This is a genomic window from Alcanivorax sp. IL2 (assembly GCF_047495475.1).
GTDB lineage: Bacteria > Pseudomonadota > Gammaproteobacteria > Pseudomonadales > Alcanivoracaceae > Alcanivorax.
Map to the genome: position 1 here is coordinate 621,454 of NZ_CP179932.1, position 23,820 is coordinate 645,273.

Consider the following 23,820-nt stretch of genomic DNA (forward strand, 5'->3'; position numbering starts at 1 on the left):
CCGGCATGTGTCCGTCTGGCATGAGCAGGGTTGCCCCTCCCGGTATCGATAAACCAATTTGTTAATCAGAGGTTCACCATGTCATACACCAAAGACATCGAAGCACTGAGTTCTGTGGTTGGTGCCAACAGCACCTGGAAAGATATCAACCCGGAATCTGCTGTTCGCATGCGTCTGCAAAACCGTTTCAACACGCATCTGGACATCGCCAAGTACAACGCCAAGATCATGCGTGAAGACATGGCGGCCTATGACAAGGACACCAGCAAGTACACCCAGTCCCTGGGTTGCTGGCACGGCTTCGTAGGTCAGCAGAAGCTGATCTCCATCAAGAAGCACTTCGGTACCACCAAAGGCCGTTACCTGTACCTGTCCGGCTGGATGGTTGCTGCGCTGCGCTCCGAGTTCGGTCCGCTGCCTGACCAGTCCATGCACGAGAAGACCGTTGTTGCTGACCTGATCCGTGAGCTGTACACCTTCCTGAAGCAGGCTGACGCCTGGGAACTGAACCACCTGTTCCGCGCTCTGGACGATGCCAAAGAAGCTGGCGACGAAGCCAAGCAGAAAGACATCATCAGCAAAATCGACAACTTCGAAACTCACGTTGTTCCGATCATCGCTGACATCGATGCTGGTTTCGGTAACCCGGAAGCCACCTACCTGATGGCCAAGCAGCTGATCGAAGCTGGCGCGTGCTGTATCCAGATCGAAAACCAGGTTTCCGACGAGAAGCAGTGTGGTCACCAGGACGGTAAAGTAACCGTTCCTCACGCCGACTTCCTGTCCAAGATCAATGCTGTGCGTTACGCGTTCCTGGAGCTGGGTATCGACGACGGCGTAATCGTTGCCCGTACCGACTCCCTGGGTGCTGGCCTGACCAAGCAGATCGCTGTAACCAACGAGCCGGGCGACCTGGGCGACCAGTACAACGCGTTCCTCGATGGTGACGTGGTTGAATCTGCTAGCGACATCAACAACGGTGACGTTGTAATCAAGTCCAACGGCAAGCTGCTCAAGCCGAAGCGTCTGGCTTCCGGCCTGTTCCAGTTCAAAGCCGGCACCGGTGTTGACCGTGTGGTTCTGGACTGTATCACCAGCCTGCAGAACGGCGCTGACCTGCTGTGGATCGAAACCGAGAAGCCGCACGTTGGCCAGATCGCAGAGATGGTTAACCGTATCCGCGAAGTGGTGCCGGACGCCAAGCTGGTTTACAACAACAGCCCGTCCTTCAACTGGACCCTGAACTTCCGTCAGCAGGTATTCGATGCCTGGGAGAAGGAAGGCAAAGACGTATCCGCCTACGATCGCGATCGTCTGATGAGCGCCGACTACGACAGCACTGAGCTGGCCGAGCTGGCTGACGAGTGGACCAAGAACTTCCAGCGTGATGCGTCCCGTGAAGCAGGTATCTTCCACCACCTGATCACTCTGCCGACCTACCACACTGTTGCTCTGTCCACTGACAACCTGGCTAAAGGCTACTTCGGTGACGAAGGCATGCTGGCCTACGTTGCAGGCGTTCAGCGTAAGGAAATCCGTCAGGGCATCGCTACCGTGAAGCACCAGGACATGGCCGGTTCCAACATCGGTGATGACCACAAAGAGTACTTCTCCGGCGAAGCAGCACTGAAAGCTGGCGGTAAAGACAACACCATGGGTCAGTTCGAGAACACCTAAGTCTCGATAGATTCTGGTAAGTCTTAAAAGGCGGCCCCCGAAAGGGGGCCGTTTTTTTGTGCCTGAAAAACCCGTCTCCTTTCCAAACCCGCCGCAGGAGCGCCGCTTGAGGCGCGAAGCAAGGAAATCCCCACAGGGGATAGGGGATCAGGCACGCCAGCTCTTCTCCAGAAATGCTCGTCCGCGTTGGGAAGGGTTTGTCGCCTCGCTGCGCTCGGTTCGCGCCTCAAGCGGCGCTCCTACGAGGGCTTTCCCATGACCTGGAGGTGTTCGCGTATCAGCGTTGGCCACAAAAAAGGGCGGCCCGAAGGCCGCCCTTTTCTGTGTCTGACGTGCGTATAGCGACGTCCGACCGTCTCCTTACTCGTAATCGAAGGAGAAGTGTTCCGGCTTCAGCTGCATGGTGCTCTTGGTCGGCTTCAGCGCGGCATCCGCGTGGGCCTTGGCAGAGGGCAGCATGCGATCGAAGTAGAACTCGGCGGTGGCCAGCTTGGCCTGGTAGAACTCCGCCGGCTCTGCGCCGCCATTTTCCAGCTTGTCCTGGGCAACACCGGCTTGCAGGGCCCAGAAGTAGGCCATCATGGCGTAGCCGCTGTACATCAGGAAGTCGTAGCTGGCGGTGGAAACGATATCGCGGTCCTTGGAGGCCACCAGCATGATGCGGGTAGTCAGGTAGTTCCACTCGGCGGCGATCTTCAGCAGCTTCCAGGCGAACGGACGCAGCTTGGGATCACGCAGGTTCTTGGTGCCGAAATCCACCAGCTTCTTGCTGAAGTCACGAACACACTTGCCCTTGGTCAGCAGCAGGACCTTACGACCCAGCAGATCCAGTGCCTGGATGCCGGTGGTGCCTTCGTACAGGGTGGAGATGCGCGCGTCACGGACGATCTGTTCCATGCCGTGCTCTTTGATATAGCCGTGGCCGCCGAAAACCTGCATGCCGTCGTTGGCCACTTCCAGACCTTTCTCGGTGAGGAAGCCTTTCAGGATCGGCGTCAGGAAGCCCAGCTCGTCATCCCACTTCTGGTACTCTTCGTCGTTGTCAGCCTGGGCTGCGCTGATCATCTTGTCCGCGTACTGGGCGGCGAAGTAGATCATGGCGCGACCGCCCTCGGCGATGGCCTTCTGCTTGAGCAGCATGCGGCGCACGTCACCGTGGTGGATCAGGCTGTCGGCGATGGCATCCGGCTCTTTCTTGCCAGACAGAGCGCGCATGGACTTACGCTCCTTGGCGTAGGTCAGGGCGCCCTGGTAGGACAGCTCGGCGTGGGCCAGACCCTGGATGGAGGTACCGATACGCGCGGTGTTCATGAAGGTGAACATGCACTCAAGGCCCTTGTTTTCCGGGCCGATCAAAAAGCCGGTGGCTTCGTCGAAGTTCATCACGCAGGTGGCGGATGCCTTGATGCCCATTTTCTTTTCCAGGGAACCACAGTGCACACCGTTATCTTCACCGATCTTGCCCGGCAGGTACTTGGGCACGATGAACAGGGAGATGCCGCGGGTGCCTTTCGGCGCATCGGGCAGGCGGGCGAGAACGATGTGGACAATGTTCTCGGTCAGATCGTGCTCACCGGAAGAGATGAAGATCTTGGTACCGGAAATTTTGTAGGAGCCATCTTTCTGCGGCTCGGCCTTGGTTTTCACCTGGCCCAGGTCGGTACCGCACTGCGGCTCGGTCAGACACATGGTGCCGCCCCAGATACCTTCGGTCATGGGGACCATGTAGTCCTGGAGCTGCTGCTCGGAACCGTGCATCTGGATGGTGTTCATGGCACCCATGGACAGGCCCGGGTACATGGTGAAGGACCAGTTGGCGGTGGCCATCATTTCGGATTTGATCAGACCCAGGGACGCGGGCAGGCCCTGGCCGCCGAATTCCACCGGGTGGCTGAGACCCTGCCAGCCGCCGGCCACGAACTCGTCGTAGGCTTCCTTGTAGCCTTTCGGGGTGGTAACCACGCCATCTTCAAACTTGCAGCCTTCTTCGTCGCCGCTCTGGTACAGGGGCGCGAGGGTGTTTTCACACAGCTTGGCCATTTCGCCAATAATGGCTTCGACCATATCCGGGGTGGCTTCTTCGCCTTCCGGGAAAGTCTTGTAGTGGCCTTCGAAATCGAGCACTTCGTTCATCAAAAAGCGCATATCGCGCACGGGAGCCTTGTAAGTCGGCATAACAGTTACCCTCGTCAGGCAGAAATCGATTCAACTGTCAGTAACGGACAGCGCAACAGGGCGGGCATTGTTCGGCAATTCAAGCGCAAACACATTGACTGTCAAGGCGGGCGCGGGCGGGCGTTAGGGTGAATGGGCGTTCACGGGATGTTGAGCTTCAAGTAACCACAACCCTTTCTACGAAGCCGCTGTAGGAGCACCGCTTGAGGTGCGAACCGAGCCACAGCGAGGAAATCGTTGCCGTTCCTCGCCTTGCTCTCAGAAAACCGTTCCCGCAACGCCAACACCAAGATCGCCCTTCGGCCGATTCCGCACTGCGTGCGGTTCGCCATGCAAGCATAGCTCCTACAGCGGCTACGTAGTCAGGGGGTTTTTATAGTTGGACGTTATTTCTTTCCTTTCCAGCTATACATAGACGTGGACACCCCGGTCCGTCGCGCCACTTCGTCCCAGATGCCCTGGGGGAGCAGGGCTTTCATCAGTTCCACGGACTTGGCCATGGGCGGTTCGATGACAAAGGCGTCTTTCTTCTGCATGCCCCGCATGATGCTTTTCACCACCTTTTTCGGGGTCAGCATGGGAGAGAACAGCGGCGTCTTCACGCCGTCGAACATGCCGGTGGAGATATAGCTGGGGCAAACGCTGGTGACGTGCACATGCTTGATCTTGCGTACCGCCAGTTCCAGCCGAAGGGATTCCGAGAAGCCCACCACCGCCCATTTGCTGGCCGCATAGGTGCTGCCGTAGGGCAGGCCGATAAAGGCAGAGGCACTGGCGATGTTGACCAGGAAAGCCTCGCTGGCCTGAATCAGGTCTTCCAGGAACGCATGGGTAGTGGCCATCAGGCCTTCGCTGTTCACCCGGAAGGTGTTCAGGTGCTGTTCCAGTTCGACGGTCTCGAACTCGCCACCGAACACCACCCCGGCGTTATTGATCAGGCTGGTGATGGGGCCCACTTCATGGTGCAGCTTGTCGCGGAATTTGGCGATGGAGGCAATCTTGCTCACATCCAGTACATAGGGATGCGCCTTGCCGCCGGCGGCCTGGATGCGATCGGTGACTTCACGAGCCGCGCTGATGCGCCGGGCGGTAACGATGACTTCTGCGCCCTGTTTGGCAAATTCCTCGGCCATCAAGGCGCCAATGCCGGCACCGGCGCCAGTGATCAGAATGCGATGCTTTTCGAAACGGGCCATGGGTCATCCTTGTTTTGAGTTACAAGTTTCAAGTCTAAAGTTGCAACGCGATACCGGTTGAAGTGTTCTGTTGTGCTGTGCCCGCGATGAAATGCAGGTGCGCGGGCACGATGCTACGAGCCAAGAATATCCCGGCTCGCGCTTTGAAACTTTCAACTTGTAACTTGCAACTCTTTATCCCGGCAGCTTCAAGCCGACCAGCACCACCTTGCCATCTTCCACCGAGCGGGCCCGCAAGCGCAGGCCGCTGACACGAACCGTATCACCGACCACGGTCTGCTTGCCTACCTGTTTGGTAAACAGCTCCGCCACGGTGAGCCCTTGCCAGAGCGGCGGCGGGGGGTCTACGCCGTAGATGGCGATCAACTGGGCCACCGGTGTCTTGCCGAGCACGGTGAAATCGCCGTAATAGCGTTTCTCGTCGTTGCTCATCTTGTGGCACAGGTCGGACAGGCCGGACTTATGGGACAGGGGCGCCAGCCAGGCGATCAGGTCGCCGGCTTCGATATCCGGGTTGTCGCTAAGGCTGAGCACGTGTTGATTGCGGTAGAGGATCAGCGGGGTGCGTTTGTCTTCGCTGAGTTCCGCCAGGGGTTTGCCCACGGCCCGGGCACCGGCTTCCACCTCGAATTGCATCAGATAGCGATCCCGCGGCGCGGCCAGTGGCACCATCTGTTTCGGTTCGGTGGTGGGCGGCACCGACACTTTCAGTTTGCGCGCCACATAGCGCAGGCTGGCGCCCTGGCCGAGCAGGGAAATCAGCACCACCACCAGGGTGATATCGAACAGCAGGTAGGTCTGTTCCACCCCGGCCAGCAACGGGAACACCGCCAGGACAATGGGCACCGCCCCGCGCAGGCCGGTCCAGGCGATAAAGGTTTCCTCCCGCCAGGTGAAGCGGAACGGCAGCAGGCTTACCCACACGGCGATGGGGCGCGCCAGCAGCATCAGGAAGGCCGCTACCGCCAGGGCCCAGGGCAGGTTTTCGGTCAGCCGGGACGGCGTCACCAGCAGACCGAGAATCAGGAACATGCCCGACTGGGCCAGCCATGCCATGGAATCCATGGCCTTGAGCACATTGTCGCCGGTGCCACCGCGGCGGTTTCCCGCCACCAGGCCGGTGAGATAGATGGCCAGAAAGCCGGAGCCGCCCACCAGGTTGGTGAGCGCGAACACCATGGCGCCGCCACTGCACAGCAGCAGGGCATGCAGGCCTTCATTGCTGCGTACCCTGAGCAGCAGCTCACTGATCACCGCACCCAGCAACAAGCCGAGCAGGGCGCCCAGGCCGAACTGTTGCAGCAGGGTCCACAGCATGCCCACACCCCAGTCGGCCGCGGGGTCCACCAGCAGCCCCACCAGCATCAGGGTGATAAAGATGGCCATGGGGTCGTTAAGCCCGGATTCGATTTCCAGGGTGCTGGCCACCCGTTCATTCAGCGTCACCCCGGCGCCCTTGATCACGCTGAACACCGCCGCCGCATCGGTGGAGCCAATAATGCCGCCCAGCAGCAGCCCCACCCGCCAGTCCACGCCCATCATCCAGGTGGCAAAGGCCCCCACCAGGGCGGCGGAAATGGCGACGCCAAAGGTGGCCAGGCTGAGAGCCGGCTTCAGGCCCAGCCTGAAAGTGCTGAGCCGGGTGCGCAGGCCGCCGTCGAGCAGGATGACTGCCAAGGCAATATTGCCGATCACATAGGCGGTGGAGAAATCATCGAACTGGATACCGCCGATGCCGTCCTCGCCGGCGAGCATGCCCACCACCAGGAAAATCAGCAGCGACGGCACCCCGAACCGGGCACTCAGCGAGCCCAGCAGCAGGCCGGTAAACATCAGGCCGGTGCCGATAAGAAGAAACAGGTTCAGAGAGTCCAAGCGGAATCCATGCCAAGAGAATCAGGGTTCTATAGTAGAATAGCTTACACGCAACGCGCTGCACGCTACATGGCAGAGGTTGAGTCGCGCCGGGTATGTTTCGGTAGGCGCAGAGCGAATAACGCTGCTGGCGGCGCGATCACCTCAGTTGCGAGGTACGAGTTGCGAGAAGCGAAAACCGGACCTTCCCGAATACCGGGTTTATGCCTTTCGTAACTCGTACCTCGTTACTCGCGACTTCTTCAATCGCGCCGCCAGCGACCGCGCCTACGGCAAGGTGGGTTGCGCGATGCTTGCAGCGTGAAGCATTGCCATTATACTAGCGCGCCCTTCTGGCTATATTTTGAACAGCAGACCCCTGCAAGGCGAGTGTTGAGATGGATTTTTCCCAGCGATTTGGTGTGATTGTGATCGGCGGCGGCCATGCCGGCACCGAGGCGGCGTTGGCGTCCGCGCGCATGGGCGTCTCCACCCTGCTGCTGACTCACAATATCGAAACCCTGGGTCAGATGAGCTGCAACCCGGCCATCGGCGGCATCGGCAAGAGCCACCTGGTGCGGGAAATCGACGCCCTGGGCGGCGCCATGGCCCGTGCCACCGATAAAGGGGGCATCCAGTTCCGCGTGCTCAACGCTCGCAAGGGCCCGGCGGTGCGGGCCACCCGCGCCCAGGCGGATCGGGTCCGTTACAAGGCCGCCATCCGCGCCACCCTGGAAAACCAGCCCAACCTGACCCTGTTCCAGCAGGCGGTGGACGACCTGATTGTGGAAAACGGCCGCTGCGTCGGCGTGGTCACCAATATGGGCCTGCGCTTTGTGGCCGATGCGGTAGTGCTCACCGCCGGCACCTTCCTGGGCGGCGTCATTCATATCGGCCTGGATAACCACCAGGGCGGCCGCGCCGGCGATCAGCCCTCCAATGCCCTGGCCCGTCGCCTGCGCGAACTGCCGTTCCGGGTCGACCGCCTGAAAACCGGCACGCCGCCGCGCATCGACGGCAAGACGGTGGATTTTTCCGTGATGCAGGAGCAGTGGGGCGACAGCCCGCTGCCGGTGATGAGCTACCTGGGCAAGGTGGAAGAGCACCCGCAGCAGGTGTGCTGCTACATCACCCACACCAATGCCCAGACCCACGATATCATCCGCAGCGGCTTTGATCGCAGCCCCATGTTCACCGGTGTGATCGACGGGGTCGGGCCACGCTATTGCCCGTCCATCGAGGACAAGGTGAACCGCTACCCGGACAAGGACAGCCACCAGATCTTTGTGGAGCCGGAAGGGCTGGATACCCACGAGCTGTATCCCAACGGCATCTCCACCAGCCTGCCCTTCGATGTGCAGCTGCAGGCGGTGCGTTCCATCCGTGGTTTCGAGAACGCCCATATCACCCGGCCGGGCTACGCCATCGAATACGACTACTTCAATCCCCAGGATCTCAAGCACAGCCTTGAGACCAAGCACATGCCGGGCCTGTTCTTTGCCGGTCAGATCAATGGCACCACCGGCTACGAAGAAGCCGGTGCCCAGGGGTTGCTGGCGGGCCTGAACGCGGCGCGGTTAAGTCAGGAGAAAGATGCCTGGACGCCCCGTCGCGATGAGGCCTACATCGGCGTGCTGGTGGATGACCTGATCACCATGGGCACCCAGGAGCCCTACCGCATGTTCACCAGCCGGGCGGAATACCGCTTGCTGCTGCGTGAGGACAATGCCGACCTGCGCCTCACCGAAAAAGGCCGTGAGCTGGGCCTGGTGGACGACGAGCGCTGGGCCGCCTTCAACGCCAAGCGCGAGGGCATGGTGAAAGAGGAGCAGCGCCTGAAAAGCACCTGGGTGCAGCCGAAAACGCCCCAGGCCGAGGCGGTGAATACCCTGATCGAGAAGCCGCTGACCCACGAATACAGCCTGCTGGATCTGCTCAAGCGCCCGGAGTTGAGCTATGCCACCCTGGCGGACGCGGTGGCGCTGGACGACCGCCCGGACGCGGCAGTGATCGAGCAGATGGAAATCCTCGCCAAGTATGCCGGCTATATCGACCGTCAGAGCGACGAAATCGAGAAGCTGCGGGCGGCGGAAACCACCCGGCTGCCGGACGACTTCGATTATGGTCAGGTGAAAGGCTTGTCCAACGAGGTGAAGCAGAAGCTCGGCGATATCCGCCCCGAGACCCTGGGTCAGGCGGGCCGGATTCCCGGGGTGACCCCGGCGGCGATTTCCCTGCTGATGATCTATCTGAAAAAACACCAGCACCAGCAGAAGGCGGCCCAGCAGGCATGAGCCTTTCCACAACCTTATCCGATACTCTGGCTCGGGGCGTTGACGCCCTGGGCCTGTCCCTCAGTGATGACCAGCAGCGCCTGCTGCTGGCGTATGTGGACCTGTTGGTGAAGTGGAACCAGGCCTACAACCTCACCGCCATTCGCGATCCGGCGGAGATGGTCACCCGTCATCTGCTCGATTCCCTGGCGGTGCTGCCTTACGTGGCCGACACCGACACCCTGGACGTGGGCACCGGTGCCGGCATTCCAGGGATTATTCTCGCCGTATCGCGGCCGGATCAGGCCTTTACCCTGCTGGATTCCAACGGCAAGAAAACCCGCTTCGTGCGCCAGGCCCGTCGCGAGCTGGGGCTGGACAACGTGGAGGTTGTGCACGCCCGCGTGGAACAGTACGGTAAGAGCCCATCACAGATAATTTGCCGTGCCTTTGCCTCCTTGTCGGACATGCTGGCACTCATGGCGCCGATAATTACCGATAATACCCGGGTACTGGCCATGAAAGCGGCCAGCACAGAGCGGGAATTGGCGACCATGCCGCCGCACTGGCAAGGCAACCACCATAGTCTGAACATTCCCGGGCTCGATGAGCCCAGGACACTGGTGGTGGTACAACAGCGCAGCGATTGAAGGCCACCGGGGTGGCCTCCATAAGGAGACAGCAGTGACCACCGTATTTGCCGTAGCGAACCAGAAAGGCGGCGTGGGGAAGACCACCAGCAGTGTGAACCTGGCGGCGTCGCTGGCAGCCACCCGCAAGAAAGTGTTGCTGGTGGATATCGACCCGCAGGGCAATGCCACCACCGGCTCCGGGGTAGACAAGTTCGAGACGGATTACACTATCTACGATGTGCTCTGCGATGACGTGCCCATCGAGCAGGCGGTTACCGGTACGCCGGAAGAGTCCGGCTTTGCCCTGATCGCCGCCAACGGCGACCTGACTGCCGCCGAAGTCCAGATGCTGGACCTGAAGTCCAAGGAATTCCGCCTGCGTAATGCGCTGGCGCGGATCCGTGACGACTACGATTACATCCTCATCGATTGCCCGCCGTCCCTGAACATGCTCACCGTCAATGCGTTGACGGCGGCGGATTCGGTGATCGTGCCGATCCAGTGCGAGTACTACGCCCTGGAAGGTCTGACCGCGCTGATGAACACCATCGAAAAGATCCGCTCGGTCCTCAATCCCAAGCTGCACATCGGCGGCCTGCTGCGCACCATGTACGACCCGCGCAACAGCCTGTCCAACGATGTGTCCAACCAGTTGATCAGCCACTTCGGCGACAAGGTGTATCGCACCATCATTCCGCGCAACGTGCGGCTGGCGGAAGCGCCCAGCCACGGTGCGCCGGTGATCACCTACGATCCGAAATCCCGCGGTGCGGTCAGCTATCTGGCATTGGCCGGTGAGATCCTGCGTCGTGAGCAGGCCCTCAAGGCCCAGCCTGCAGCAGCTTCATAAGGAACGAAACATCATGGCGGCAAAGCGTAAACGCGGTCTCAGCAAGGGCCTGGATGCCCTGCTCAGCAGCAGCGAATCCTACCAGCAGCACCAGGACGAAGTGCGCATCAAGCAGGAGGAGGAAGACCGAGTCAGCGGTGTGGAATATCCCCCCCGTGACGGCGAGCTGCGGCACCTGCCGGTAGATTGCATGGAGCGCGGTCGTTACCAGCCGCGCCGTGACATGTCCCCGGATGCCCTGGAAGAGCTGGCCGAGTCCATTCGCGCCCAGGGGGTCATGCAGCCCATTGTGGTGCGTCCTCTCGGCGAAAAGCGCTACGAGATCATTGCCGGTGAACGCCGCTGGCGTGCCGCCAAGATGGCCGAGCTGGACACCATTCCCGCGGTAATCCGCGAGGTGCCCGACGAAGCCGCCATCGCCATGGCGCTGATCGAGAACATCCAGCGGGAAAACCTCAATCCCATGGAAGAGGCCATCGCCCTGGGGCGCCTGAAGGAGGAATTCGGGCTGACCCACCAGCAGGTGGCCGACGCGGTGGGCAAATCCCGCGCCATGGTCACCAACCTGCTGCGCCTGATGAGCCTGGAATCCGACGTCAAGAAGCTGCTCGAGCACGGCGACCTGGAAATGGGCCATGCCCGAGCGCTGCTGGCGCTGACCGGCAACAAACAGGTGGAAGCGGCGCGCACCGTGGTGGCCAAAGGGTTGTCCGTGCGTCAGACCGAAGAGCTGGTCCGTGATTTCGAAAAAGCCAAACCCGCCAAACCGGCACCGCCCAAGGAAGATCCCAACGTGAAAGCACTGATCGGCGACTTGTCCGATCGTCTGGGAGCGCCGGTGCAGATCCAGCAGGGCCAGGGCAACAAGGGCAAGCTGGTGATCAGTTATAACAACCTGGATGAACTGGACGGCATCCTGGCCCATATCAAGTAACACGTCCGGCGTATAATCCAGGGAGGGTATAGTGGGGCGGTTTCTTTACCGGGCCGAGGCCGACGGCAAACCGGTTTCCGGTATTCAGGATGCGGCTAGCGCCGCTGAGGCGCTGACCTTGCTCAAGGAGCAGGGTCTGCAGTCCGTGCGTCTGCAGAACGATGCCATGAGCGCCGCCATGCCCCTGGATACCCGCGGACTGGGGGATCGGAACTACGCCGAACTACGCCACTATTTCCAGGCCCGTCACGGGCTGCTCCCCTTCCTGTTGATGCTGCTCAAGCAAACCTGGCTGCTCTGGCTGTTGGCCGTGCCCGGAGCGGTGCTCCTGTGGCTGGCCGACTATCGATTCTGGGCCGGTCTGTTGTTGCTTCTGCCCCTGACAGCGGCGGCCATCTCCCTGTGGAAATACCGCGACGCCCGGGATTTTGATGCCATGCTGTCCGCCATCGCCCTGGGCCACTGGCAGAAAGCTACCTCTCTGGGTGACCGCCTGAGTCGCCGTATCCGCGATGAGTCCGTGGCCATGGAATTGACCGTGCAGCGCGCCTGTGTGCAGGCGAGGGTCGGTGATACCGACGAGGCACTCGGTACCCTCGCCCCCTGGCAGCCGGTCATGGATATGTTGATGCCGGGCATGTATGCCGCCCAGCAGGCGCGGGTCTACCTGGCGGCGGGTGAGCATGAGGCGCAGCTATGCTGCCATCGCGAGGCCGTGGCGGCCTCGCAGCAGGATCCCAGCCAGACCCTGGACTATGCCCTGATGGAAGCCCGCTACGGCTCCGCAGCCCGCGCCCACTGCCTGCTGCTCGAGGTAGACCCGGCGTTACTGCCGGAATATGGCGATGCCTTTGTGCCCTGGGTGGAAGGGATTGTGGCATTGCGCCAGGGGCGCTATGAGCCAGCGGCTTCACACCTGCGCGAGGCCCTTGACCGGCTGGAAGCGCTGGCCGGCAACCCAGCGGTGTGGTGCACCCTGGCCATGGTCGCCGGAGATGCGGCGCGTGTCCTGCTGCGGCTGCGGCAGACCGATGAAGCGACGGCCATGGTAGAAGCCATCTGGCCGGTGCTGGCGGTCCATGGCGACCGGGATCAGCTTGCCGCCCTGGCGTCGATTTTGCCTGCCAGGCCATAGCGGATGGCTTTTGCGGACCGGTAAACAAAAGAATTTTAATGTTTACCAAAATGCGTGAATCAGGTTCATATTGGGCGTGGCCCCGTTCTCACCACTTTTCCCTTCCGCAATTGCTCTGACATTGACTAACAATCCGCCCTGCACGGTTGCCAGTGGCCTGCCAACTCCATATACTTCGCCGCGCTAAAGATCAGGGGTGCCATGACCTTGCGCCTGGTGCGGCATCGACTTGCATCGGCCCAGAGGCTTTACGGTGACCAGCAACGAATTTCAGCCCAACAGAACCTTGTTCTGGGGCTTAATGCGCGCCCAGCTTGCAACGCTGGTGATATTCGCGCTGCTGGTAACTTCCCTGGCCGGTACGCTGGCCGGTCTGGTAGCGGCCTGGGGAGGCACTATCAGCCTGATCGCATACGCCTGGGGCGGCTTTCAATTATGGATGCACCCCGGTAACCGCGCACCGAAACGCATGGCGACAGCGGCGATTCGGGCAGAGATGGGCAAGATCGCAATTATGTTGTTGCTGTTCTGGCTCACTTTCTCCAAGGTCCCTGAAGCGCGGGAAATGAAGATTGCAATGGTTCTGCTGCTGGGCTTCATGCTGACCCAGATCGTGGGCTGGGTTCAGGTGGCACGCCTGGACGGGCAAACAGCGGCAGAACAAGACAGTCAAGACGACTGAGACTGTAGGCATCGGCTCTCTAACAGAGGTTTGACATGGCAGCGAACTCCGCCGGCGAGTATATCAAGCACCATCTGGGTAATCTGACCTATGGCAAACTGCCCGAAGGGTATGTCCGTGAATGCCATGGTCACGCGGAGACGCTGACCGAGACTACCTGGACCTTCGCCTGTAACGGTAACGAAGCCAAAGACATGGGCTTCGCCGCCTTTCACGTGGACTCTCTGGTGTGGTCTGGCGGCCTCGGCATTATCATGTGCCTGTTGTTCTGGCTGGGCGCTCGCAAGGCGACCGCCGGCATTCCTTCCGGTTTCCTTAATTTCGTGGAAATCATTATCGAGTTTATTGATACCCAGGTTCGCGACTCTTTCCATGGCAAGAGCAAGCTGATCGCCCCGCTGTCACTGGTGATCTTCTGCTGGGTCTTCCTGATGAACCTGATGGATCTGGTCCCTGTGGACTTTATCCCGAAGACATTTGAGTGGGTAATGGTGAGCTTCTTCGGCTGGAGCGCTCACGAAGCCTACTTCAAGATTGTTCCGACCACGGATCCGAACATTACTCTTGGCATGTCATTTAGCGTAATGTTCCTGATCATCTTCCTCACCATCAAAACCAAAGGTGTGGGCGGATTTGTCGGAACTCTGGCACTGCATCCTTTTGAATCCGGCAACCCGGTGGTCAAAGCACTTCTGATCCCGGTGAACCTGCTGCTGGAAACCATTGCTCTGCTGGCCAAGCCGGTATCTCTGGGCCTGCGACTGTTCGGTAACATGTACGCGGGTGAGTTTGTGTTTATTCTGCTGGCAGCCATGATGGGCACCTGGCAGTTCGTAGGTGCCTGGCCCTGGGCGGTATTCCATATTCTGGTAATCACCCTGCAGGCATTTATCTTCATGGTTCTGACCATCGTGTATCTGAGCATGGCGGTCGAAGAGCACTAAGTTTTTTTAAACCGGTTTTTAATTAAACCAACCAAGCACTTAACGGGAGTGTAAAGATGGAAGGCATTCAATTTCTTGCTGCTGCTATCGTAGCTGGCCTGGCGGCCATCGGCGCAGGTCTGGGCTTCGGCATGATGGGTGGTCGTTTCCTGGAGTCTGTGGCTCGTCAGCCTGAACTGGCTCCGATGCTGCAAACTCGCATGTTCATCATCGCCGGTCTGCTGGATGCTGTGCCGATTATCTGTATCGCCATCGCGTTCCTGCTGATTTTCCAGTAAATCGCGCTTTACTTTTTAAGCCCCGATTTTGGGAAATCTAAGCAACGCGGATTGAGGTGTTGGCATGAATATTAATGCGACACTAATTGGCCAGGCCATTTGGTTTGCCCTGTTTGTGTTCTTCTGCATGAAGTTCGTTTGGCCTCCGATTTCTCGGGCGCTCGAGGAACGTAAGCAGAAGATTGCCGAGGGCCTGAGTGCCGCGGATCGGGCAGAGCGTGATCTGGAACTGGCGCAGGAAAAGGCGACCGCCAATCTCAAAGAAGCGAAAGAGAAGGCGGCCGAAATTATTGATCAGGCCAATCGTCGGGCTAATCAGATTGTGGAAGAGGCTAAAGATGCAGCGCGCACCGAAGGTGAGCGTCTGGTAGCCAAAGCCCACTCTGAGATTGACCAAGAGGTTAATCAGGCTCGTGAGCAGCTGCGTAAAGAAGTGGCGGCCCTGGCGCTGAGCGGTGCCGAGAAGGTACTGGCTGGCGAAGTAAACCAGGACGCGCACAAGCAGATGCTTGAGCAGCTGGCGGCTGAACTCTGAGACTACGGGTAACCCATGGCTGAACTGACCACCATCGCACGCCCCTACGCCAAGGCCGCCTTTGTTTTTGCAAAGGAACAAGGCGACCTGGGCAAGTGGGAAAAGATGCTGGGCTTGGCAGCGGCAGTGGCAGGTGATGCCACCATGCGTGCCTACCTTGACCAGCCGGAACTGGATGACGCTGCCAAGGTTTCTGCTTTTGCAGAAGTCTGTGGCGATGAACTCGACGAAAGTGGCAGCAACTTTGTTGCCCAGCTGGCGCAAAACAAGCGTCTGCCGCTTTTGCCGATCATCCTGCAACTGTTCCACGAGCTTCTGGCCCAGGAGCAGCGGTTCACCGATGTGGAGCTTATCTCCGCATTCGATCTGGACGACGCTGCAACCGAGAAGCTGGTAACAGCGCTGAAGAAACGCCTTGGCACGGACGTGAATGTCACCACGTCCGTGGACCAATCCCTGATTGGAGGCGTGCTGGTGCGAGCCGGCGATACCGTAATTGATGGCAGTGTGCGCGGCCGACTGAATCGTCTGGCAGAGCAACTGAACTCTTGAGTTTGAGGGATTAGAGATGCAGCAACTCAACCCGTCCGAAATCAGCGAGATTATCAAATCGCGCATTGCGAAACTTGATACCTCCACCGAAGCACGCAACGAGGGTACGGTTGTATCCGTATCCGATGGTATCGTGCGTATTCATGGTCTGGCCGACGTGATGTTCGGCGAGATGATCGAGTTTGAGGGCGGCATCTTCGGCATGGCCCTTAACCTGGAGCAAGACTCTGTGGGTGCCGTGGTCCTGGGTGATTACCTGGGTCTGGCCGAAGGTCAGAAGGTACGTTGTACCGGCCGCATCCTGGAAGTCCCGACTGGCCCCGAACTGCTGGGCCGTGTGGTGGACTCCCTGGGTAACCCGATCGACGGCAAAGGCCCGATCGATGCCAAGCAGACCGACGCAGTGGAAAAGGTAGCGCCTGGCGTTATCTGGCGTCGTGAGGTTAACGAGCCTGTCCAGACCGGTTACAAGTCCATTGATGCCATGGTGCCGATCGGCCGTGGTCAGCGTGAGCTGATCATTGGTGACCGTCAGATTGGTAAGACCGCGGTAGCGGTTGATGCGATCATCAACCAGAAAGACTCCGGCATTAAGTGTGTCTACGTCGCCATCGGTCAGAAGCAGTCCACCATTGCCAACGTGGTGCGCAAGCTGGAAGAGCACGGCGCGATGGACAACACCATCATCGTTGCGGCCTCCGCTTCCGATCCCGCTTCCATGCAGTTCCTGGCACCGTTTGCCGGCTGCACCATGGGCGAGTACTTCCGTGATCGCGGTGAAGATGCACTGATCGTTTATGATGATCTGACCAAGCAAGCGTGGGCCTATCGTCAGATTTCCCTGCTGCTGCGTCGTCCTCCGGGTCGTGAAGCTTATCCTGGTGACGTGTTCTACCTGCACTCCCGTCTGCTGGAACGCGCCGCCAAGGTAAACGAAGATTACGTAGAGCAGTTCACCAACGGTGAAGTGAAAGGCAAAACCGGTTCTCTGACCGCACTGCCGATCATCGAAACCCAGGGTGGTGACGTTTCCGCTTTCGTACCGACCAACGTAATTTCCATTACCGATGGTCAGATCTTCCTGGAAACCGACCTGTTCAACTCCGGTATTCGTCCGGCGATGAACGCGGGTGTATCCGTATCCCGTGTAGGTGGTTCCGCGCAGACCAAGATCGTCAAGAAGCTCGGCGGTGGTATTCGTCTGGCTCTGGCTCAGTACCGTGAACTGGCGGCATTCGCCCAGTTCGCATCCGACCTGGATGACTCCACCCGCGAACAGCTGGAGCATGGTCAGGCGGTTACCGAGCTGATGAAACAGAAGCAGTACAGCCCCATGAGCGTTGCCGAAATGGGTGTTGTTCTGTACGCAGCGAACGAAGGCTACCTGAAAGGGATGGAAGTCGAGAAAATCGGCGCCTTCGAAGCGGCTCTGCTGGACTACATGAACAGCGAAAAGAAAGCGTTGATGGACAAAATCAACGAGAAGGGTGACTACAACGGCGAGATCGAAGCCGAGATCAAAGAATCTCTCGATCAGTTCAAAGCCACCCAGACCTGGTAATTCGCTGAAAAAGGGTACTTCCTATGGCCAGCGGTAAAGAGATCAAAGGCAAAATTGCCAGCGTCCAGAGCACGAAGAAAATTACTCGTGCAATGGAAATGGTGGCAGCCTCCAAGATGCGTAAAGCGCAGGAGCGTATGGCGGCAAGCAAGCCCTACGCGACTCGTATGCGTCAGGTGGTTGCACATCTGGCCAATGCCGATCTGGAATACCGGCACAGCTACCTGCAAGAGCGGGAAGTGAAGAACGTTGGCTACATCGTAGTGACCTCCGATCGGGGTCTCTGCGGTGGCCTCAACGTAAACCTGCTCAAGAATGTCGTCAAAAGCTCGCGAGAGTGGGAAGAAAAAGGCGCCAAGGCCCAGTACTGCGTAGTGGGCTCCAAGGGTGTTTCTTTCTTCAAAAGTGTTGGCGGCAATGTGGAAGCGACAGTTTCCGGTTTGGGGGATGCCCCTCACCTGAACGACCTGATCGGTTCCATCAAAGCGATGCTGGATGCCTACGATAATGGTGAGATCGACCGCTTGTACATCGTGTACAACGAGTTCGTGAACACCATGACCCAGGCGCCCAAGAACATTCAGATGCTGCCGCTGGAAGCAGCAGATGATGAAGAGTTCAAGCGCCACTGGGACTATATTTACGAGCCGGCCCCGAAAGCACTGCTCGACGAGTTGCTGGTGCGGTTCATCGAGTCCCAGGTGTATCAGGGTGTGGTAGAAAACAATGCCTGTGAGCAGGCAGCGCGAATGGTAGCGATGAAAGCGGCCAGTGATAACGCCGGCGACATCATTCGTGATCTGCAGCTGGTGTACAACAAAGCACGCCAGGCTGCTATTACGCAGGAAATCTCCGAAATCGTTGGTGGTGCTGCTGCGGTCTGATTTGTCAGCAGACTGGTAGAAAGAACGCGGCAAAAACGCAAGTTAAGAGGATGCAAGCATGAGTAGCGGTCGTATTGTTCAGATCATCGGTGCTGTGATCGACGTGGAATTCCCGCGCGACGGCGTACCGAAGGTATATGACGCCCTCACCGTGGACGGTACTGAAACCACGCTGGAAGTTCAGCAACAGCTGGGCGACGGCGTTGTCCGTACCATTGCCATGGGCTCCACCGAAGGTCTGAAGCGTGGTCTTGACGTGATCGACTCCGGTGAGCCGATTCAGGTTCCGGTAGGCACCAAGACCCTGGGCCGTATCATGGACGTGCTGGGTCGACCCATCGACGAAGCCGGCCCGATCGGTGAAGAAGAGCGCATGCCGATTCACCGTGCTGCTCCTACCTATGCGGACCAGGCAGCCACCAACGAACTGCTGGAAACCGGCATCAAGGTAATCGACCTGGTTTGTCCTTTCGCCAAAGGCGGTAAGGTTGGCCTGTTCGGTGGTGCGGGTGTAGGTAAAACCGTAAACATGATGGAGCTGATCCGGAACATCGCGATCGAGCACTCCGGTTTCTCCGTGTTTGCCGGTGTGGGTGAGCGTACTCGTGAGGGTAACGACTTCTACCACGAAATGAAGGACTCCAACGTACTCGATAAAGTATCGCTGGTTTACGGTCAGATGAACGAGCCGCCAGGTAACCGTCTGCGTGTAGCGCTGACCGGTCTGACCATGGCCGAGAAGTTCCGTGACGAAGGCCGTGACGTACTGTTCTTCGTGGATAACATCTACCGTTACACCCTGGCCGGTACCGAAGTATCTGCACTGCTGGGCCGTATGCCTTCAGCGGTAGGTTACCAGCCGACCCTGGCGGAAGAGATGGGCGTTCTGCAGGAACGTATTACTTCCACCAAGACCGGTTCCATTACCTCCGTTCAGGCCGTATACGTACCTGCGGATGACTTGACTGACCCGTCTCCGGCAACCACCTTTGCTCACCTTGATGCGACCGTGGTACTGAGCCGTGACATCGCCTCCAAGGGTATCTACCCGGCGATCGATCCGCTGGATTCCACCTCTCGTCAGCTGGATCCGCTGGTGATTGGTCAGGAACACTACGACGTGGCCCGTGGCGTGCAGTCTGTACTGCAGCGCTTCAAGGAACTGAAGGACATCATCGCGATCCTGGGCATGGACGAACTGTCTGAAGAAGACAAGACCATCGTTGCCCGTGCTCGTAAGATCGAACGTTACCTGTCACAGCCGTTCTTCGTGGCCGAAGTATTTACTGGCTCTCCGGGCAAGTATGTTTCCCTGAAGGACACCCTTACCGGTTTCCGGGGCATCCTTGACGGTGATTACGATCACATCCCGGAGCAGGATTTCTACATGAAGGGTTCTATCGACGAAGTGGTAGAAGCCTACAACAAACGTAGCAAGTAACCTGCACCGGGAGACAAGCAAATGGCGATGACCGTGCATTGCGACATTGTTAGTGCAGAACGCCAGCTGTTCTCCGGTCTGGTTGAAATCGTGGTGGCCTCCGGTGTGGAAGGCGATCTCGGTATCATGCCGGGCCACGCCCCGCTGCTGACCCGGCTCAAGCCGGGTCCGGTACGGGTGAAGAAGCAGAATGGTGAAGAAGAAGTGTTCTATGTATCCGGCGGCTTCCTGGAAGTGCAGCCGAAGCTGGTAACTGTGCTGGCCGATACCGCAGAACGTGCCGACAACATGGATGAAGCTGCTGCCGAACAGGCAAAACAGCGCGCCAAGGAAGCACTGGAAGGGAAGAACTCCGAAATGGATTATTCCCGTGCCGCCGCTACCCTGGCCGAGTCCGTGGCCCAGTTGCGCGCAATTCAGCAGTTGAAGAAGAAAGGGCGGTAAGCACCTTTTGCAATTCTTCAACACAGAGGGGGGTAGCCAAGTGCTACCCTTTTTTGTTTCTGTCATAGACCTGAGTCCATGACTTCATCGCGGCGTCTGACGTAAGCCTTTGCCGCCACAGAAAATTTTCTTCAGTCGATCGCATTCCCAGATGCGACGCTTCTTCAGAAAATTCCCTGTGACAACAAATTCTTACGCCATGCATCCACGCTGAAACCATGGATTCAGGTCAAGAGACAGAAATGTCACGATGTCATGCTATAAAGCCGCAGGGCAGATCGCGACAAGGGTAAAACATAAGGACAGGGTATGAGTTCAGGGTCTATTGCAGTCGTCATTCTCGCCGCCGGCAAAGGCACCCGCATGAAAAGTGCGTTGCCCAAGGTGCTGCATGAAGTGGCCGGCAAAGCCATGGTCCAGCATGTGGTGGATGCCGCCACCAGCCTGGCTGCCGACAACACCATCATCGTCTACGGCCACGGTGGGGATCAGGTGAAAGAGATCGTCAACGGCGATCACCTGCAGTGGGCCGAGCAGGCCGAGCAGCTGGGCACCGGCCATGCCGTGGCCCAGGCCATGCCCCTGGTCAAGGAAGATATCGTACTGGTGCTGTACGGCGACGTCCCCCTGATCCGCCCGGAAACCCTGCGGGATTTTGTCGCCTCCGTGGATGACAAGACCCTGGCGCTGATGACCCTGACCCTGGACGACCCCAGTGGCTATGGCCGCATCGTTCGCGATGGCCAGAACAATGTGCAACGCATCGTCGAGCAGAAAGACGCCAGCGAAGCGGAACTGGGTATCCCGGAAATCAATACCGGCATCCTGGCCTGCACCCGTGGCTTCCTGGATGACTGCCTGCCAAAACTGTCCAGCAACAACGCCCAGGGCGAATACTACCTCACCGACGTGATCGCCATGGCGGTGCAGTCTGGTCTGACCGTGGAAACCCTGCAGCCGGAATTCGCTTGGGAAGTGGACGGTATTAACGACCGGGTGCAGCTGTCCCGTCTGGAGCGCATCTACCAGCTGGCCCAGGCCGAATCCCTGATGCGCGACGGCGTCACCCTGCGCGACCCGAACCGCCTTGATGTACGCGGCAGCGTGCAGATCGCCACGGATGTGATCATCGATGTGAACGTGGTGCTGGAAGGCGATGTCACCATCGAGGAAGGCGTGGTCATCGGCCCCAACTGCATTATCCGCGATACCAACATCGGTGCCGGCACCGTCATCGAAGCCAACAGCCTGGTAGATGGCGCCATCGTCGGCGAGCAATGCACCATCGGCCCCTACGCCCGCCTGCGCCCCGGCACCGAACTGGCCGACAACGCCAAGATCGGCAACTTTGTGGAAACCAAGAAGTCCTATGTGGGCGAGGGTTCCAAGGTGAATCATCTGACCTACATCGGCGACAGCCAGATCGGCAAGGGCGTCAATGTGGGCGCCGGCACCATCACCTGCAATTACGATGGCGCCAACAAATTCCAGACAGTGATGAAAGACGGCGCCTTTATCGGCTCCAATTCTTCACTGGTGGCACCGGTCACCATCGGCGAAAATGCCACCGTGGGCGCAGGCAGCACCATCACCAAGGATGTGGACGACAACGGCCTGGCCGTCGCCCGTGGCCAGCAGCGCAACGTCAGCGACTGGAAACGCCCGCAAAAAGGTTAATACCAGGTCCTCTCCCTGTCCCTCCCCGGCAAGTTGGGAGGGAGCCCTCCAGAACGGCGGGTGTTTAGCTCCCCTCTCCCGCTTGCGGGAGAGGGGCTGGGGGAGAGGGCTCGACTTCAAACAAAGGACTAACGCAACATGTGTGGAATCGTCGGGGCCATTGCCCAGCGTAATGTGACCAACATCCTGATCACTGGCCTCAAGCGCCTGGAATACCGGGGCTACGACAGCGCCGGTGTGGCGCTGCTCAATGATTCCGGCATTACCCGGGTGCGACGCCAGGGCAAGGTAGCTGGCCTGGAAAGCGCCACCGTGGACGAGCAAACCACCGGTTTCACCGGTATTGCGCACACCCGCTGGGCGACCCACGGCAAGCCCTCTGAAGACAACGCCCACCCGCACATGTCCGGCAGCGATCTGGCCCTGGTGCACAACGGCATCATCGAAAACTTCCAGGAACTGAAAGACGAACTGGAAGCCGCCGGTTATGACTTCCAGTCCCAGACCGACACCGAAGTCATCGTGCACCTGCTCCACCAGATACTGGCCACCGGCGTGGATCTGTTCACCGCCGTCCAGCAAGTGGTGAAGAAACTGGATGGCGCCTACGCCCTGGGCGTGATCCACAAGGACGAGCCCCATAAACTGGTCGCCGTGCGCTCCGGCAGCCCGCTGGTGATCGGCCTGGGCATCGACGAAAACTACATCGCCTCCGACCAGCTGGCCCTGCTGCCGGTGACCAACCGCTTCATCTTCCTGGAAGAAGGCGACCAGGCGGAAATCAGCACCGACAGTATTCGTATCGTCGACGCACAGGGTAACCCGGCCAATCGCGATACCCACGAATTCGACGGCACCCACGAAGACGCGGAAAAAGGCGAATATCGCCACTACATGCAGAAGGAAATCTTCGAGCAGCCGGCGGCCATCCAGAAAACCCTGGAAGGCCGCATCGACAGCCCGGCGAGCCTGATCGACGCCTTCGGCGAAAAAGCCCCGGCCATCTTCGACCGGGTGAAAACCGTGCAGATTGTTGCCTGTGGCACCAGCTACCACGCCGGCATGGTGGCGCGTTACTGGCTGGAAGACATCGCCGGCATTCCCTGCCAGGTGGAAGTGGCCAGCGAGTTCCGCTACCGCAACCACGTGGTACCGGAAGGCACCTTATTCGTCACCATCTCCCAGAGCGGTGAAACCGCCGACACCCTGGCGGCCCTGCGTGATACCCAGTCACCCAACTACGTGGGTCGCCTGGCCATCTGCAACGTGGACAGCTCCTCCCTGGTGCGCGAATCCGAACTGGTATTCCTCACCAAGGCCGGCCCGGAAATCGGCGTGGCCTCCACCAAGGCATTCACCACCCAGCTCACCGGCCTGCTCATGCTGGTGCTGGCCCTGGGCCGCCAGAAAGGCCTGGATGATGCCCGCATCGAAGGCATCCTCGACGAACTGCGCCAGCTGCCCAACCTGATCGAACAGACCGTTGCGCTGGACAAGCCCATCGAGAAGCTTTCCGAAGCCTTCGTGGAAAAACACCACACCCTGTTCCTGGGCCGTGGCGTGCAATTCCCGGTGGCCCTGGAAGGTGCCCTCAAGCTCAAGGAAATTTCCTACATCCACGCCGAAGCCTACCCGGCCGGCGAGCTCAAGCACGGCCCCCTGGCCCTGGTAGACAGCGACATGCCAGTGGTCTCCGTGGCGCCCAACGACGAACTGCTGGAAAAACTCAAATCCAACCTGCAGGAAGTCCGCGCCCGCGGCGGTGAGCTGTACGTGTTCGCCGACAAGAATGCCCACGTGAAAGAAGGCGAGGGCATCCACGTGCTGAACATGCCGGCGGTGCCGGAAACCATTGCCCCGATCGTCTATACCGTGCCGTTGCAGTTGCTTAGCTACCATGTGGCCGTGCTGCGGGGGACGGATGTGGATCAGCCGCGGAATTTGGCGAAGTCGGTGACGGTGGAGTAATAATTGATAATTGAGAATGGATAGTTGATAACGAAAGCCCGGCGATGCCGGGCTTTTTTGTGGGGGACAGGCTGACAAGAATCAGCTTGCTGTAGAAGCGTCGCTGGCGGCGCGGTCGCAGGAGAGAG

20 protein-coding genes are annotated in these 23,820 nt (G+C 59.2%); 17 read left to right on the forward strand and 3 right to left on the reverse strand.

Translation table 11 applies throughout. The features are described from left to right. The first annotated feature begins 78 nt into the window (after positions 1-78). Positions 79-1,677, forward strand: coding sequence for an isocitrate lyase (locus ACMG4N_RS02880; protein WP_297767723.1), 1,599 nt, complete (start codon positions 79-81; stop codon positions 1,675-1,677). A gap of 360 nt (positions 1,678-2,037) precedes the next feature. Here the strand turns inward: ACMG4N_RS02880 and ACMG4N_RS02885 are convergent, their stop codons facing one another. The 3 genes from ACMG4N_RS02885 to ACMG4N_RS02895 form a co-directional block, all read right to left on the reverse strand. Further along, positions 2,038-3,852 carry an acyl-CoA dehydrogenase C-terminal domain-containing protein gene (locus tag ACMG4N_RS02885; protein ID WP_297767725.1) on the reverse strand — a complete coding sequence of 605 codons (1,815 nt, stop codon included), beginning with the start codon at positions 3,850-3,852 and terminating at the stop codon, positions 2,038-2,040. Between the two features lie 386 nt (positions 3,853-4,238). Beyond that, positions 4,239-5,048: an SDR family NAD(P)-dependent oxidoreductase gene (locus ACMG4N_RS02890; RefSeq protein WP_414432882.1), complete on the reverse strand. Its 810-nt coding sequence runs from the start codon at positions 5,046-5,048 to the stop codon at positions 4,239-4,241. Between the two features lie 174 nt (positions 5,049-5,222). Further along, on the reverse strand, positions 5,223-6,923 hold the full coding sequence (locus ACMG4N_RS02895) for a potassium/proton antiporter (protein WP_297767732.1): 1,701 nt from the start codon (positions 6,921-6,923) through the stop codon (positions 5,223-5,225). A gap of 377 nt (positions 6,924-7,300) precedes the next feature. On the opposite strand from ACMG4N_RS02895, the gene mnmG reads away from it, so the two are divergent. The 16 genes from mnmG (at position 7,301) to glmS (ending at position 23,692) form a co-directional block, all read left to right on the forward strand. After that, positions 7,301-9,196 carry a tRNA uridine-5-carboxymethylaminomethyl(34) synthesis enzyme MnmG gene (gene mnmG / locus ACMG4N_RS02900; RefSeq protein ID WP_414432883.1) on the forward strand — a complete coding sequence of 632 codons (1,896 nt, stop codon included), beginning with the start codon at positions 7,301-7,303 and terminating at the stop codon, positions 9,194-9,196. Next, entirely contained in the window at positions 9,193-9,825 is a 633-nt protein-coding gene (gene rsmG, locus ACMG4N_RS02905; RefSeq protein WP_035245652.1) for a 16S rRNA (guanine(527)-N(7))-methyltransferase RsmG, read from the forward strand. The genes mnmG and rsmG overlap by 4 nt, the downstream gene beginning before the upstream one ends. Before the next feature lie 34 nt (positions 9,826-9,859). Next, positions 9,860-10,657: a ParA family protein gene (locus ACMG4N_RS02910; protein WP_297767740.1), complete on the forward strand. Its 798-nt coding sequence runs from the start codon at positions 9,860-9,862 to the stop codon at positions 10,655-10,657. Between the two features lie 13 nt (positions 10,658-10,670). Then, the gene (locus tag ACMG4N_RS02915) at positions 10,671-11,591 is read left to right on the forward strand and encodes a ParB/RepB/Spo0J family partition protein (protein ID WP_297767742.1); all 921 of its coding nucleotides are present in this window, start codon (positions 10,671-10,673) and stop codon (positions 11,589-11,591) included. A 31-nt stretch (positions 11,592-11,622) separates the two neighbouring features. Then, entirely contained in the window at positions 11,623-12,726 is a 1,104-nt protein-coding gene (locus ACMG4N_RS02920) for a hypothetical protein (RefSeq protein WP_297767745.1), read from the forward strand. 253 nt (positions 12,727-12,979) lie between these two features. Beyond that, positions 12,980-13,408, forward strand: coding sequence for an ATP synthase subunit I (locus tag ACMG4N_RS02925; protein ID WP_297767750.1), 429 nt, complete (start codon positions 12,980-12,982; stop codon positions 13,406-13,408). A gap of 35 nt (positions 13,409-13,443) precedes the next feature. Next, complete coding sequence (gene atpB / locus ACMG4N_RS02930) at positions 13,444-14,352, forward strand: F0F1 ATP synthase subunit A (protein ID WP_035245639.1); 909 nt, start codon at positions 13,444-13,446, stop codon at positions 14,350-14,352. Positions 14,353-14,408: 56 nt separating this feature from the next. Further along, entirely contained in the window at positions 14,409-14,630 is a 222-nt protein-coding gene (gene atpE, locus ACMG4N_RS02935) for a F0F1 ATP synthase subunit C (RefSeq protein WP_007151035.1), read from the forward strand. A gap of 64 nt (positions 14,631-14,694) precedes the next feature. After that, the gene (locus tag ACMG4N_RS02940) at positions 14,695-15,165 is read left to right on the forward strand and encodes a F0F1 ATP synthase subunit B (protein WP_035245638.1); all 471 of its coding nucleotides are present in this window, start codon (positions 14,695-14,697) and stop codon (positions 15,163-15,165) included. A gap of 15 nt (positions 15,166-15,180) precedes the next feature. Further along, positions 15,181-15,717, forward strand: a complete 537-nt coding sequence (locus ACMG4N_RS02945) for a F0F1 ATP synthase subunit delta (protein WP_035245637.1) — start codon at positions 15,181-15,183, stop codon at positions 15,715-15,717. A 16-nt stretch (positions 15,718-15,733) separates the two neighbouring features. Further along, the gene (gene atpA / locus ACMG4N_RS02950; protein ID WP_035245636.1) at positions 15,734-17,278 is read left to right on the forward strand and encodes a F0F1 ATP synthase subunit alpha; all 1,545 of its coding nucleotides are present in this window, start codon (positions 15,734-15,736) and stop codon (positions 17,276-17,278) included. 23 nt (positions 17,279-17,301) lie between these two features. After that, positions 17,302-18,162, forward strand: a complete 861-nt coding sequence (gene atpG / locus ACMG4N_RS02955; RefSeq protein WP_297767760.1) for a F0F1 ATP synthase subunit gamma — start codon at positions 17,302-17,304, stop codon at positions 18,160-18,162. Between the two features lie 58 nt (positions 18,163-18,220). After that, positions 18,221-19,603, forward strand: coding sequence for a F0F1 ATP synthase subunit beta (gene atpD, locus ACMG4N_RS02960; RefSeq protein ID WP_297767763.1), 1,383 nt, complete (start codon positions 18,221-18,223; stop codon positions 19,601-19,603). Positions 19,604-19,624: 21 nt separating this feature from the next. Continuing rightward, positions 19,625-20,047 (forward strand): F0F1 ATP synthase subunit epsilon, encoded by a 423-nt coding sequence (locus ACMG4N_RS02965; protein WP_035245630.1) that lies wholly within the window; start codon positions 19,625-19,627, stop codon positions 20,045-20,047. A 309-nt stretch (positions 20,048-20,356) separates the two neighbouring features. After that, entirely contained in the window at positions 20,357-21,724 is a 1,368-nt protein-coding gene (glmU, locus tag ACMG4N_RS02970; RefSeq protein WP_414432884.1) for a bifunctional UDP-N-acetylglucosamine diphosphorylase/glucosamine-1-phosphate N-acetyltransferase GlmU, read from the forward strand. A 138-nt stretch (positions 21,725-21,862) separates the two neighbouring features. Next, complete coding sequence (gene glmS, locus ACMG4N_RS02975; RefSeq protein ID WP_297767768.1) at positions 21,863-23,692, forward strand: glutamine--fructose-6-phosphate transaminase (isomerizing); 1,830 nt, start codon at positions 21,863-21,865, stop codon at positions 23,690-23,692. The last annotated feature ends 128 nt before the right edge of the window (positions 23,693-23,820 follow it).